The 14022-nt window shown below is 39.0% G+C and carries 11 protein-coding genes and 1 pseudogene; 3 read left to right on the top strand and 9 right to left on the bottom strand.

From position 1 onward, the window contains the following. Positions 1-80: 80 nt before the first annotated feature. From AC3D28_RS16805 to AC3D28_RS16835, 7 genes and pseudogenes are all read right to left on the bottom strand, one after another. A pseudogene (locus tag AC3D28_RS16805) lies at positions 81-386 on the bottom strand (UTRA domain-containing protein); the annotation flags it as partial. A 135-nt stretch (positions 387-521) separates the two neighbouring features. Next, entirely contained in the window at positions 522-1196 is a 675-nt protein-coding gene (gene yjjG, locus AC3D28_RS16810) for a pyrimidine 5'-nucleotidase (RefSeq protein WP_098414527.1), read from the bottom strand. A gap of 229 nt (positions 1197-1425) precedes the next feature. Next, on the bottom strand, positions 1426-1980 hold the full coding sequence (locus AC3D28_RS16815) for a sugar O-acetyltransferase (protein ID WP_098414315.1): 555 nt from the start codon (positions 1978-1980) through the stop codon (positions 1426-1428). Between the two features lie 116 nt (positions 1981-2096). Beyond that, a complete protein-coding gene (locus AC3D28_RS16820; RefSeq protein WP_488536764.1) occupies positions 2097-2492 on the bottom strand; it encodes an OsmC family protein in 396 nt (131 codons plus the stop codon). Between the two features lie 494 nt (positions 2493-2986). Beyond that, positions 2987-4246, bottom strand: a complete 1260-nt coding sequence (locus AC3D28_RS16825; RefSeq protein ID WP_488536765.1) for a Y-family DNA polymerase — start codon at positions 4244-4246, stop codon at positions 2987-2989. Between the two features lie 3 nt (positions 4247-4249). Continuing rightward, positions 4250-4654: a LexA family protein gene (locus AC3D28_RS16830; protein ID WP_029803474.1), complete on the bottom strand. Its 405-nt coding sequence runs from the start codon at positions 4652-4654 to the stop codon at positions 4250-4252. Between the two features lie 146 nt (positions 4655-4800). Next, complete coding sequence (locus AC3D28_RS16835) at positions 4801-6516, bottom strand: LA2681 family HEPN domain-containing protein (RefSeq protein WP_488536766.1); 1716 nt, start codon at positions 6514-6516, stop codon at positions 4801-4803. Between the two features lie 243 nt (positions 6517-6759). Here AC3D28_RS16835 and AC3D28_RS16840 point away from each other — a divergent pair, with 243 nt between their 5' ends. The 3 genes from AC3D28_RS16840 to AC3D28_RS16850 are packed head-to-tail and all read left to right on the top strand — an operon-like array spanning position 6760 to position 12259. Continuing rightward, the gene (locus AC3D28_RS16840) at positions 6760-8709 is read left to right on the top strand and encodes a DNA methyltransferase (protein WP_488536767.1); all 1950 of its coding nucleotides are present in this window, start codon (positions 6760-6762) and stop codon (positions 8707-8709) included. Position 8710: 1 nt separating this feature from the next. Next, complete coding sequence (locus AC3D28_RS16845) at positions 8711-11623, top strand: type III restriction-modification system endonuclease (protein WP_488536768.1); 2913 nt, start codon at positions 8711-8713, stop codon at positions 11621-11623. 60 nt (positions 11624-11683) lie between these two features. Then, positions 11684-12259, top strand: coding sequence for a DUF2913 family protein (locus tag AC3D28_RS16850; RefSeq protein WP_488536769.1), 576 nt, complete (start codon positions 11684-11686; stop codon positions 12257-12259). Positions 12260-12504: 245 nt separating this feature from the next. Here the strand turns inward: AC3D28_RS16850 and AC3D28_RS16855 are convergent, their stop codons facing one another. Next, positions 12505-12912, bottom strand: coding sequence for a hypothetical protein (locus AC3D28_RS16855; RefSeq protein ID WP_488536770.1), 408 nt, complete (start codon positions 12910-12912; stop codon positions 12505-12507). Beyond that, entirely contained in the window at positions 12899-13660 is a 762-nt protein-coding gene (locus AC3D28_RS16860; protein ID WP_276427402.1) for a hypothetical protein, read from the bottom strand. The genes AC3D28_RS16855 and AC3D28_RS16860 overlap by 14 nt, the downstream gene beginning before the upstream one ends. Positions 13661-14022 lie beyond the last annotated feature (362 nt).

Raw genomic sequence — 14022 nt, forward strand, 5'->3', positions numbered from 1 at the left:
AGTGGTTAACACTCCCATGTCGTTTTTCTGTATGGATAAAAAAGGCTTCGAAATGAAGCCTTTGAAACTTAGAAAAAACGTTAATTATCCAGCTCTGCCACCGATTCAATGCTAATCGTGTCATGTCGCCAGTATTCGATATCGCAACCGAACAACTCACCATGTTGGTTGTAATTGATACGCTCGACAACCGTTGCCGGAGTGCCAGAGGTCACACGCAATGCCTAAGCCATCTCCCCCAACAAAATGCTGGTTAAAATACGATAGTGAATTTTCTTATACACCACTCCGTAACGATCACGGTAGATGTCCTTAAGCGAGCTCGATAAATCGTGAGACAATAGCTTTGGAAAAATATCAGAACGAATATAGCTCATCACATAAACCGGTCACGTCACTTTTTGGAGGCGGCGTGAATATCACCCATACGTACTAGGCGTATGGGCAATGGTAGCAACCGAAAGAATCCGTGCGAAAAAGCCAGAAATGAATAAGTCAATCAGGCGTTACCTGCTCAGCCGTTACGCCACCAAAATGCTCTTAAGCTCGGTTAAAGATTCGACGGTGTAACTTGGCGCAATACGTTCATCCGTGCTGGCACCAGTGGTATTTAACCAGCAAGTTTCGATACCAAAGTTATTACCACCAAGAATATCAGAATGCAGATTGTCGCCGACTATCAATACGCGGCTTTTGCAGGGATGCCCCATTTGCTGCATCGCGTATTCAAAAATGCCCAAGTCAGGTTTTGCTACGCCCACCTGCTCAGAAATCACCACATGGTCGAAGTACTCTGTCATCCCGGTGCGCTCAAGACGAATCGCTTGTAGCTCTGTAAAACCGTTGGTGATAATGCCCATTTTCGCTTTGCCTTGCAGCGCGTCCATCAGCTCTTTTGCACCAGGCAACAAACTACAAATATCGGCCATTGCTTCTAAAAATGCACTATTGAGTTCAACGGTGGTCGTATTCAGTTTTTCCGCCCACTCGGTAAAACGATGATGTTTTAACTCATCTGCGGTGACTTTGCCATCTTGATAGTCCACCCAAAGAGGTTTGTTTACGGTTTGGTAGTGTGCAAAATCTTGTTCTGTAAACTCGACACCTTTGCGAGAAAACATAAGCTGCAAACCTTTGAAAGCATCAAAGTGGAATAAGGTTTCATCAGCGTCAAATAGGATCCAATCGTATTTCATTTTCTTTTTCCAAAAATCAAGGTCATCATACTGGTGCATAGTCTAAAGTGTTTTCTTCTTGAAGGTAATCTCTATCATTGGAAATTAATTGTCGCTTTAAATTCAATAATAACTGGTTCGCCACTTCAGAATAATCGCCATATTATTACCCATCCAAAATTAAAAATGAGCCCTATCTAAAGCGCTCATTTCTGTGGTTCAGCATACCGAATTGAGAAAACCCTGCCTTTTATTCTTCCTCATTTAAACGTCGAATCAGCTTCGCAGGCGTACCGCCGTAAATGCAGTCTGGTGGAACATCATGGTTTACGACAGAATTGGCCGCAATGACAGAGCGGGCACCAATGGTCACACCTTGGTTGATAACAGAATTACCGCCAATCCACACATCATCTTCGATGGTAATTGGTTTGCAAAATGTTTCCCACCGACGGCGGCTTTGGTAGTCCAATGAGTGAGACGCAGTGTACAGCTGAACACTGGGTCCGATGAGCACATGGTTTCCAATCGTTATCTTGGCACCATCGAGCATCACCACGTTCATATTAATAAACGTCTCTTCCCCGATTTCAATCGTCTTGCCAAACTCACAATGAAATGGTGCCTGCACAATACATAAACCTGCTTTGCCAAATAACTGCTTTTGCAATGCGTCTCGCTTGCTTTCATCGGTATTGTTATTCAGTGCTCGAAGGGTTTGAAGGGCATCCGTTCGAATGGCATCGATTTCTTTATCCATACCATCAAATACTTGGCCAGACATCATTTTTTCTAGTTCTGTCACTGGAAAACTCCTACAACTTTCAGACCAATCACACGGTACGCGAATTAAGGAATAAAAAAAGAGAAAAGCGTGCACTTTTCTCTTTCCTATTTTGCTGTTCTGTCGCAAGTATCGACTTATACAATTTCCCAGCTGTGGGTCATTTCTACACCTTGGCCAAGCATCAAACAAACCGAGCAATATTTTTCCAAAGAATCTGCAGCGACTTGCGCCACAACTTCAGGGTCAAGATCATCACCAGAGACGTCGAAGTGAATATTCACTTGTGTAAAAATCCGTGGCGCCGTTTCTCGGCGCTCAGTGGTTAACTTCGCGTTCACCGACGCCACTTTTTGGCCTGCGGTTTTCAAGCCATCCACAACGTCGACAGAGCTACAGCCACCAGCGGCCATCAATACCATTTCCATTGGTGAAACAATTGTACTGTCGCCACTTCCAAAGATAATCTCTTGATTTTTATCGGTTTTACCGACAAATTTTAAATCTTCAATCCACGTTACTTCTGCTTTCATAACTCAATAATCCCGATAAAATGCACTTTTTAACAATCTGATTATATCTGTATATGACAGATAAGAAAAAGCCACTCAACAGAGTGGCTTCAGTGTTCTTGGTGTTTTATGGACATTTTAAGCTGCCTTGTTGTTAACAATGTAATCATTAACAATTTGACTGTCTTTCAGTCCTAATGCTCGCAATTCCACGTATCTATCGTAGTCAATCAGATAGCAAATTTTTTTGCTGTTGATTGTCATAAACACAGGAATCTTGAAGCTCACCTTGCTCATAAGTTTTACCTTTTTTTGAGAATGGTGACTTCGAACGTCCTTCCTTTTGATTCCTTTGAAAAATGGCGGTTATATTCCTTTAACCTGCTTCCTGCATTCGTTCGAGCTGATTTACATCAAGACAAAACTTGCCATGAACACAACATACTGTTTTAACCCACAGCTAAGGGTTTTTACCAAGAACGAAATGATTGTTTCACAAAACACTTTGTAGGTCATTAGCTGCAACTGATTTTCGGTAAATCAGACCATTTTGTTGTGTATTGTTTTGAAAGAAATTGCCGCTTCATGCTCCATTGTTGCTTGATGCCTTGTGCCGCGATGAACACTGCATCAGTGCCATATTTACGATTGAGACTGTCAAAAACAGCGTTTAATTTTTCGTTGGATGGATTCTCATTAAGCATATCCAATTGCTGCATTGTCCCATCAGATAAATCTAAAAGCCCTACTCCAATTTTGTAAAAACGAACACCATCCTTAAACAATTCATCAGCAGCGTTAGATGCGACTTGTGAGAGATGAGTAACGTCAGACGTTGGAAAGCTAAATCTATGTATAGTCTTGAATGAAGCTGGCTTTTCATCGAACGGTGAAGAAGCGGCAAAGCACAACATCACTTTTGTCAGTGAATTTTGTTCTCTTAATTTCCGTGAAGCGATTCCTGCGTGTTTAACCAAAGCTTGACGCAAGCTTTCAACGTCTGTGATTCTCTCTCCCACAGATCTTGTAGAATAAATTTGTTGTTTATTAGCTTTGACCAGATCCCACCCTTTACAGACTTGTCCGTTCAATTCTCTTGCAGTCCGTTCTACTTCAACGTTGAAATCTTTCCGCAACAAACCCACAGGGTATTTCGCTAAGTCATAAGCTGTGTTTATTCCCATGAACTGCATACGCTTTGAGAGTTTTCTACCGATACCCCACACATCACCAACTTCCACTTTTTTCAGAAGTTCTAAGGTTTTGTCTTGATCATCCAAAACACAAACGCCATTGAAGCTTCTAACCTTTTTCGCTAAATGATTTGCCATTTTTGCAAGTGTCAGTGTTGAGCCAAACCCTACGCACACTGGAAGTCGTGTTTCTTTCCAGACAGCCTCTCTCAGAGCTTCACCATGTTTTTTCAAATATGGAATGGCTGGATAAGTTCGTTGAAATGAGAGGAATGATTCATCGATACTGTAAACGAATTGCTCAGGCGCAAAACGCCCTATGACGTTCATCATTTTTGCACTCAGATCGCTATACAACTCATAGTTAGAGCTAAACGCGATCACACCCTTAGCTTCACATTCAGCCTTTATTTTGAAAAATGGAGAAAATTTAGGCACACCAAGTTCTTTTGCCCTACGATTAGCCGCAACGATACACCCATCGTTATTTGACAAAACGATGATCGGCTTGTCTCTCAAATCTGGACGAAAGACAGTTTCCGCACTGCAATAGAATGAATTGGCATCGACTAATGCAAACATGATTTATGCGCTCAACAGAAAGCTTTTTTTGAACAATCTGACAGAACTCACTACTACCCCTTCTATCGTGAATGTATCGTTCTCTGTAATCGTTACAGTGCCGTATTTTGGATTAGCTGAAAGAAGCTGGCGGTTGTGCATATCTATGATTTTGCAGATAAATTCACCGTTCAAATTAGCTACTATCACATCGTTATGCTTTGCTACTGGAAACCTATCAACAATCAACAAGTCACCGTCAAAAATCCCCACATCAATCATTGATTCGCCTTGTGCGAATCCAAGGAACGTACTTGAAGGACGTTCGACCAACAACTCATCGAGAGATAGGTCTAACTGGTTATACTCTGCCGCTGGCGACTCAAAGCCCGTGATGCCAGCAGAGGCAAAAAGTGGGATTACTTTCATATAAAATCACATAACTGTATAGATATACAGTAGTATGATTCGGAGAAACCAATAGATCAAGATGACGGTGAACTGATCGGTCATTTGACACACAAAAAAGAGAAGCGATGCTTCCCTTCTCTAAAACTCCTGATTCACAAAAATACTTAATCTTTAAGCGGTATTTCACGAGGCATTGCAAACCCCTTTTGATTTTCCTTTTTGAAGTTTGTATCTAAGTTGATAGCTAATGACAGGTACATAATTGAAGTTCTAACAAGCTTAATGAGTGTGAATAACCGCTTCTCGAATTCTTCTATCGATACATGGAGAGTGTGAGTTGACAGCTTTTGCTTTTCGTATTTTTTCTGCTCAATTTTATTACACTTTGATTCAAGCTCTTTTCTCTTGTCTATCAGTTCAGAAAGTTGTTTAGTATCTTGTGCTTTTTTTGCAGCCCTAATCGATTGATAAACAGATTCTAACTCGCTCCCAAAGTCAGATAGCTCTTTATCCAACTCTTCCGATTTCATCTGGGCATAAGCATTATAATTCACTGATAAATCGTAGATTTCACCGTCAACTATGACAAGCGACCTATGTTCAATCGCATTGCGTATCTCAGAAAATGCTTTTGTGTCTGGATCTACCCACTGAGAAACTGATTCATGACCTTCCACGTCACGCAAATCTTGCAGTATGAAAAAAAGCGCATTGATGAAGAAGTTTCTACCATCTTCAAGCTTGTCATTTGGCTTCCACTTGTTGCCGTTTAGCTTCCTGAACAACTTATCGATATAGATTTTATTGTCCTTTGAAATATCATTCAGGTCGAAGAATCGATGCAGAAAATACGCGATTTTGTCGAATAGCGAATACAGAGTTTTAAACGATGATTTCAAATGACTGACTTTGAGATTGTCCAAATTTCCACAATAACCATCTACGTGCTTATAAGTGTTGTTGAAGTAGTGCTTTTCTTCATCTTCAATCATAAATGCTTGATGCATTAGGTATTGAGCATAGCAATAGTCGTTTTTGATTTCGTCGTAGTTTACGTGATACGCCAGTTTTTCTGATTCGATAATTATTGGATTGATGTCTGACACGAATGAAGAAAGAGCTAATACATCTTGATAGACAATTTCATCTTTGCAAACGTCATTTAGATCATTGAGAAACAAACGATTCTCACCACACCATTTCAAATACTCAGCTTGTTCTTCGGACTCAAACTCTTCTTTGAAAGTTTTAAACGAGTCAAAATCATCAAAACTGAAATTACCGTGGAACCACTCGTTAAAATCGTGCAGCATTCCTCCTTGTTCTATCGGTGTTCGTTGTTCTGGTTCGAGTTGATCTTTATATGGTTCTAACTGATTCAATAGCTTTGCAGCAGTGTAGTAATGATATTGTGAGTGACTCAAGTCATAAAGTGAGCCAGCTACAAACAGTTCATTTCGAGCCTTTGCTACATACGCAACTGGATTATTGTCTAACCTAATCGCTTCATCATAAAGCTCAATACAACAAAACGCCCTGCCCTGAGAAGATAGATGGTTCGCAAGATTTGTGCAGATCATAGACTTCAAAGAGTCTGTTTCGGGTTTTGAATCAAGCAAGTTAATCTTTGCTAACGCTTTCCGATAACAAACCGCAACTTTAGTCGATTCAGGTGCATACCATTTGGAGGTTTGTGGATGGAACAAAGCAGAGTAGCAGTTGCCGAGAGCGTAATAATACTGAGCTTCGAGGAAAGGTGAATTAAACTCGTATTGCTGTGATGTATAGTGCTCTACGTGCTGATTAAGACCTTGTATGTCGCCTGAAAGCAACAACTCATCTGATTTTGTAGAAAATTCGATTAACTCACTCTGATTCACACGCTAAGCCACTCATTGCATAATGGAGCGGTTATTGTACCGTAAATTATGGATTGACAAAAAACCTGTATTGATTGGAAAACATCCAATGCTGATCATCGTGGAGAATCATTAAAACGAATCTTATCTGACAGTCGTAGGAGCGGATATTATTATGCATTCCGTCAAGATTTTTCTAACTGTTTAGTGTATCATGTGGCAAATTTTTGACCAATAAATCATCTACTTATATCAGGTTATTATATGAACAAAGAAACGCTTTTCTCAAACACAGAAACTGCGAATAGCAAGCAGTTAGAGATCTTGCAAAAGCATTTCCCACAATGCTTTGATAAGCAAGGGAACTTTATTCAAGAAAAGTTGCTTGAAGTAGTGAAGTCGTCTGATGTTGAGCTTTCGAAAGAATCATATTCCCTAAATTGGTTGGGTAAGTCTTACGCTCGACTGTTAACCAACCTGCCCCCAAAAACGCTTTTGCACGAAGATAAGCAACACAACCATCTTGAATCTAACAAAGATAGCCAAAACCTGTTGATCAAAGGCGATAACCTTGAAGTGTTGAAGCACATGGTTAACGCCTACTCTGAAAAGGTGAAAATGATCTACATCGACCCACCATATAACACGGGTTCTGATGGTTTTGTTTATAACGATGATCGCAAGTTTACACCGCAACAACTTAGTGAATTGGCTGGTATCGACCTCGATGAAGCTACTCGCATTCTTGATTTCACGGCAAAAGGTTCAAGCAGTCATAGTGCTTGGTTAACCTTTATGTATCCACGTTTGTATATTGCAAGAGAATTTCTGTGTGATGATGGATTAATTTATATCTCTATTGATGATAACGAATCTGCACAATTAAAAATTCTTTGTGATGAAATCTTCGGCGAACAAAACCTATTAAGTCAGTTTACTTGGAGAACGGATGGAAACTTTGATAATCAAGCTAAAATCAAAATAAACCACGAATATATTTTATGTTATGCAAAACGTGCTGATTTGTTTAGTTTCCCAAATTTGGTTGATCCAAACGTAGATGAATCCAGCAAATTATTTAACAATAAAATAATAAATACTATTGTTAAAAATGGTTCAAAAAACCCAATTAGCAAAGTGGTACTTCCTATTGGATTTAAAGCCAATTTTGATAATGGAGTTATTAAAGCCCGTAATGACTCGTATCCATATTTTCATAATGATGCAATTATAAGAAATGGAAAACTGGTTAATGAAGTAACAGTAGAGAGTGGGTGGAGTTCAAAAAGAAACCTTGAGTTGTACATTGGTAATAATCTGAAACCAACACTTGATACAAAAGGTCAATTTACAGATTACTGGTTAACAGAAAATGGTGCTATTGAGAGCGTAAAAGAGCGTTCTATACAAAGTCATGTTGTTAGTGTTCTTATGAACATGGGCAATACACAGAGTATGGGGTCACAACTTAGCAAAGAATTTGATATTCCATTTTCATACCCTAAACCACTTTCTTTAGTAAAATATCTAATATCAGTAGCGTGTGATAAAGCTGACTGTATTATTATGGATTTCTTTTCTGGTTCAGGCACAACCGCTCACTCTGCAATGGAGCTGAATTGCACTGAAAATTTATCAAGAAAAACCATATCAATTCAGTTACCTGAATTGATAACAGAAAGTAGCGATGCATATCAGGCTGGCTATAAGACGGTATTTGACATAACTAAGCAACGACTTATTAAAGCGGCTAACCAGTTATCTGAACGCTACCCTGATTACAAAGGTGATCTTGGTTTTAAGATTTTCGAAACAGTTGAAGACTTCCGAGTAAAAGATGATGGTGAACTAACCCTTGAAAACCTATCATTTTTTGATGATGTTGTTCTAAATGATCAGCAATACAACACGTTACTTACAACGTGGTGTGTTTATGACGGTAGCTTATTAACAACACCAATCCAAGATGTAGATTTGAATGGCTACACTGCGCATCTGTGCGACAAACGCTTGTATCTGATCGCACCTAACTTCAACAGCGAGACAATCAAAGCTTTGCTTCACGAACTCGACAACAACAAAGATTTTGAGCCAAACAAAGTCGTGTTCTTCGGAAACAATTTCGATAGTGCAAAGCAAATGGAACTAAACGAAGCCCTGAAAGGCTACGCGAATAAAAAGTCTCTCGAAATTGATTTGGTGGTAAGAAACTGATATGTCAAAAGGTTTTACTTTCGAAAAAAACTTGCCTCACCAGCAAACAGGCGTTGATGCTGTTACAACTGTTTTCTTAGGTGCTGAACCTAAGCAATCAGACGACGCAACCATGCGAATATTAGCAAACCCTGAATTAGAGCTTTCAGATGCTCAATACTACTCAAACATCAAAATGGTTCACGAGTATAACCGCATCGACCATATACCAGAGCATTATAATGCCAAGAGCAACATCATTGATGTTTCAATGGAAACTGGTACTGGTAAGACTTACACATATACCAAAACAATGTACGATTTGAATAAATCTTTTGGTATTAACAAGTTCATCGTGGTTGTCCCTACCCTTTCAATCAAAGCTGGCACAGTCAACTTCTTGAAAAGTGATGCGTTAAAGGAGCATTTCAGAGATGACTACGAGCGTGAGATCAAAACGTATGTAGTGGAAAGTCAAAAGAGTTCTGGTAAAAACACTAAAACTTATATGCCACAAGCCATACATGATTTTGTTGAAGCAAGTAACTTCAATAAGAGCTACATACACGTTCTCATCATCAACTCAGGAATGATTAACTCCAAGTCATTAACAGAGACTTATGATGTCGGTCTATTAGACAATCAATTCGATACACCTTTTACGGCAATCAGTGCGGTAAAACCATTCATCATCATTGATGAGCCGCACAAGTTCCCCACAGCACGTAAAACGTGGGAAAACATCGAGAAATTTAATGCTCAGTACATCATTCGTTATGGTGCAACATTTAACAATGACTATAAAAATCTGGTCTATCGCTTAACGGCCGTTGATGCATTCAACGACGACTTGGTTAAAGGCATTGATGCGTATATTGAAGATGTTGTTGGTGATGACAACGCAAGCCTAAAATTCATCAAGTCTGATGGTAAAGAAGCTACATTTGAGCTGAACGAGAATGGTGCTAAGAGCGTGTTTAAACTTGCAAAGGGCGAATCTCTTTCAAAAACACACTCAGCAATCCATGATCTTGTTATTGATGCATTGAACAAAACCACAGTTGCTTTGAGTAATGGTATTGAGCTGAAAACTGGCGGTTCAATTAACCCATATTCATACTCGCAAACGCTTGAAGACAATATGATGCGCAAAGCGATCAAAGAACACTTCAAGTTAGAAAGGCACTATTTAACGCTCACGCCACGCATCAAACCACTAACATTATTCTTCATAGACGATATCGAAGGCTATCGTGATGGAAATGATATTTCTGGTAGTTTAAAAACTAAGTTTGAAGAGTGGGTTGTTGCAGAAGCAAAAGAACTGCTTAAAACAGAGAAGGACGCTTTTTATAAAACGTATTTAGAGCAAACCATCGCTGATGTATCAGTCGTTCACGGTGGTTACTTCTCAAAGGATAACAGCGATAAAGATGAAAAGATCGAGCAAGAGATTAACGAAATCCTGCACGACAAAGAAAAACTGCTTTCGCTCGACAATCCAAGACGATTCATTTTCTCAAAGTGGACACTACGTGAAGGTTGGGATAACCCTAACGTGTTCCAGATCTGTAAACTCCGTTCAAGCGGTGGCATCACATCAAAGCTACAAGAAGTCGGTCGTGGATTACGTTTACCAGTAAATGAGTTTATGGCTCGTGATAAACGCGGTCCTTTTACTCTTAACTACTATGTTGACTTTACAGAGAAAGACTTCGTTGATCAGCTTATCCAAGATGTAAATAACAGCTCGTTTAAAGAGACACCACCGAGTAAGTTGACGCAGGATATCAAAGAGAAGATATTTGCCAAATACCCTGATATATCATCTTTTGATCTGATGGTAGATCTTGTTGGGAAGAACATTATCGACAAAAACGAGAATTTCATTGGCTCTGATGCTTACTCAAAATTGAAGTCTGAGTATCCGCAAGCCTTCCCTACTGGCGTTAAGAAAGACAAGATCAAGAAAGCAAATGGCAGTCAAAAACGCACCAAAATGCGCGTGGGTAAGTTCGATGAGCTTAGAGAACTGTGGAATCTAATCAATCAAAAAGCCGTATTAGAATACCAAATTGCTGATGAGAGTGAGTTCAAATCTCTGTTCAAGAGTTACCTACTCGATGAAGCAAGTAAATTTAAGAAAACTGGCGTTCAAACTCGTATCGAAAAGGTTTATATCCACAACGATATCGCTATGTCGAAAAGCATCCTTGGGACTGATGATGACTTTTCCAAGTTCAGTACGATGAGCTATTCAGAGTTTTTGCCTAAACTTTCTCAGGAAATGTTCATCAAGCTATCAACACTACACCAAGTATTCTGTGAAGTTCGTGAAACGATAGACATTACTGAATATATGAACATTCAGACTATTCGTAAGATTAAGTCGGGGTTCAGCAAATACTTGCTTAATAACTCATTTACGAAGTTTGCGTTGGGATACAACGTTATCTCCAACACGATGCACCCTACCAAATTCACTAATGCTGATGGTGAACCGCTGAAAGATGTATTGTCGAGTGATCTTGGTGTTCTACATAACAATGAAAAACCACCAGTAGATTCATACTTGTTCGAAGAAGTTTTTTACGATTCTGAATTGGAACGATTGAACATTACAGAAGGTGAAATTCAATGTGTCGTCGTGTTTACCAAAATACCTAAAAACTCAATCAAGATACCTGTTGCTGGCGGTTACTCATATTCACCAGACTTTGCTTATGTTGTAAAAACAGACTCAGGTGATTACCTGAACTTCATCATTGAGACTAAAAATGTTGATGGTCAAGATAGTCTAAGGCTTGAAGAACAACGTAAGATTGAACATGCGCAAGCACTGTTCAATAAGATAAAAGACGTAAAAGTTGAGTTTAGGACTCAGTTCAAAGATGACGCGATACTCAATATCATTCGTGAACACGCAACAGCTTAACTAAATCACTTTAAAGGCTACTGCGGTAGCCTTTTCTTTTATTCGATGCAGAACCTACCAATGCAAGAAAAATCTTATCACCAACTGATCAAGTCAACGTTTGAAAACACACTTTTGCACCTTTACTTTAAAGTCGAAAATTCAAAGGGTTTTGTTAAGGAAGAGCAACGCAACAAAATCATCATCGACTTTTTAAAGCCAAAGGTAAAACAAGTGAAATACTCGCTCATCAAGAAAAAACTGAAAACTATATGTTTGATGAAGAACAAGTTTGGTTCGATTGAGAGGCACTTAAACGGGATTTTAAGCAGCTATGCAGCCATAGACACAAAGAATGACGTTGAGAAGTTATACAGCTTGTTTGAGCGCTTTGAGCAGTCTGGTTTAGAAACTAAGTTAATCGAAGAGACTCCAAACCAAGAACCTGACGTTGTATATCTGGATAGAGCACACATTGATAATTGCTTCTCTGATGAAAATAACTCACAGATCGCACCGATATCACTATTTATCCATACTTATGATCTGAGTGATTTTCTGAAATGCTTAAAAGAACAGCTTTACTTTGATTATGAACAGGTCCAAGCGAATGAAGACTTATATAACTACCATTACCAGCTTCATCCAGTTCAATAATCAACATTGAAAAAGACAAATACTTATCATTTCAAGCAAATGAGACTGATTAAAGTGACTGACATTTGAATTATGGAAAAGCAGCTCAATTAATATTCTTAATAATGGTTTTTTACGCAATATCCCGCAAAAACCCCGCAACCTCTTTTCCTAAAACACAAGAATGCCCCATATAGGGCAATTTTCAGAGATAGGAGCACAATACTACCTATATTGTGGTTGCAAATTAGCCCCTTAAATCGGACCTAATGACGGTGTGATTTAAGTCGAGAGAGTTGAGCGCTAATGTAGTCATTTCGTAGTTGTTGCGCTGTTCGATACCGACTGTCAGATCCAATGGAGACGGTGCGGAGCTTTAATTGATTGATCACGTACTCTGTGAAAAGTGCTCGATCGGTCAGGCGCTTTTCTATCTCAGCAAAGAAGCTCTGGCTATCGGCAACGATGAGTCTTTCATAAGCCAGAAGTTGATAGAGACACTGTTCGATAGGTTGATCCTGATTCGCTGTAACGTGTGTTTCAACGCCAGGTAAACCAACAACTTCAATTGACCAATGTCCTTGATACACTCGTAGCGATACGCATACCACGCAAGGATGTGATAGTTGCCACTGCGCCAAAGATTCTTCATAGGAATATTTAGAACTGACCATAATACTCCTCATCATAAGGGCTTAGATTGTATTCCTGCTCTGACTCAGCATTAAGCTGTGAAAGTTGAACAGCGTAATCATCTTCTACTGTCTGTTTCTTCATCGGTTTCGCCAGAACAAAGGAATAATTCTGATAAGTATAGCCATGAGATTTTGATGCTCGTTTGATGCTTCTTACGGCATTTTTACGGTCTTTTTCTGTCTCACTGGCATAGCCGAATAAGTCAAAAAGAAACGTTCGTTTAAGCTTTACTTGCTGACCATAATAGCTTTTGAAATTGCTCATCATCCAACCAATGATTGAACGATGCGGTTTCATTTCATCTATGTCTATGAAGTAGCTTTGATTTGTTTTATCGCCATGATGGTTATCAATCTTGATAACTTTTCTTGAACTAAATGAAGCAGTATCAACAGAGTAAGTGATGTGAAAATTATCAATAGAATCAATCTGAATTAAAGGATGTTTTAGCTCATACAGTATCTCCAACATAGGCTTTCTGCTGGATTGAAAATAACTGCATAATTCCGACAGAGAGATACGACAAGTCACAATCTCATTGCTTTGGTTATAGTAGTTGATTAGTTGATTATGATGTAGCAGATAAAACGCCACTTTTAGCGCTTTAAAGCTCAAACCTGATGGTAAAAGCAGACGTTGATACTCGTTGAAATGAGTATGAATGAACTGACGTTCTACGATTAGAACTTTATGTTTTGGGTTGTTTTTCGTCGTTTTAACAGACATTAGCTTCTCCTTTGATGTTTGTCGTTAAAGAGCAAAAATCAAAGCATAAAAGCCTATCCCAGCGTGTTTGAGTGCGGTGATGGAAGTGATTTAGCGTTAGTTTATTCTGTAAATTATCTCAATTTGATTTTTATCTCTTATATCGTTGTTACATATTGAAAAGATTTGTCAAGACCGTTCATCAAAATAATTTACAAATTGTCCACCCTATGCCATTCGTCAATGAGAGAAAGGTCAAAAACGAACAAGTTGGTGAGCAGTCCATTCGACCTTGATAAACCGTCTACGTTTTTCTGATGAAACGTCCGATAATCCTGATAGAGTGCCCACCTCTTTTAATATCTTTAATAATCTTAATATAA

The organism is Vibrio sp. TAP-3B (assembly GCF_057784735.1).

Excerpts from the sequence above, each read along its gene's own strand:
- yjjG (WP_098414527.1), bottom strand. The coding sequence starts at position 1,196 with ATGAAATACGATTGGATCCTATTTGACGCTGATGAAACCTTATTCCAC.
- AC3D28_RS16820 (WP_488536764.1), bottom strand. The coding sequence starts at position 2,492 with ATGAAAGCAGAAGTAACGTGGATTGAAGATTTAAAATTTGTCGGTAAA.
- AC3D28_RS16825 (WP_488536765.1), bottom strand. The coding sequence starts at position 4,246 with ATGTTTGCATTAGTCGATGCCAATTCATTCTATTGCAGTGCGGAAACT.
- AC3D28_RS16830 (WP_029803474.1), bottom strand. The coding sequence starts at position 4,654 with ATGAAAGTAATCCCACTTTTTGCCTCTGCTGGCATCACGGGCTTTGAG.
- AC3D28_RS16840 (WP_488536767.1), top strand. The coding sequence starts at position 6,760 with ATGAACAAAGAAACGCTTTTCTCAAACACAGAAACTGCGAATAGCAAG.
- AC3D28_RS16845 (WP_488536768.1), top strand. The coding sequence starts at position 8,711 with ATGTCAAAAGGTTTTACTTTCGAAAAAAACTTGCCTCACCAGCAAACA.
- AC3D28_RS16850 (WP_488536769.1), top strand. The coding sequence starts at position 11,684 with ATGCAAGAAAAATCTTATCACCAACTGATCAAGTCAACGTTTGAAAAC.
- AC3D28_RS16855 (WP_488536770.1), bottom strand. The coding sequence starts at position 12,912 with ATGGTCAGTTCTAAATATTCCTATGAAGAATCTTTGGCGCAGTGGCAA.
- AC3D28_RS16860 (WP_276427402.1), bottom strand. The coding sequence starts at position 13,660 with ATGTCTGTTAAAACGACGAAAAACAACCCAAAACATAAAGTTCTAATC.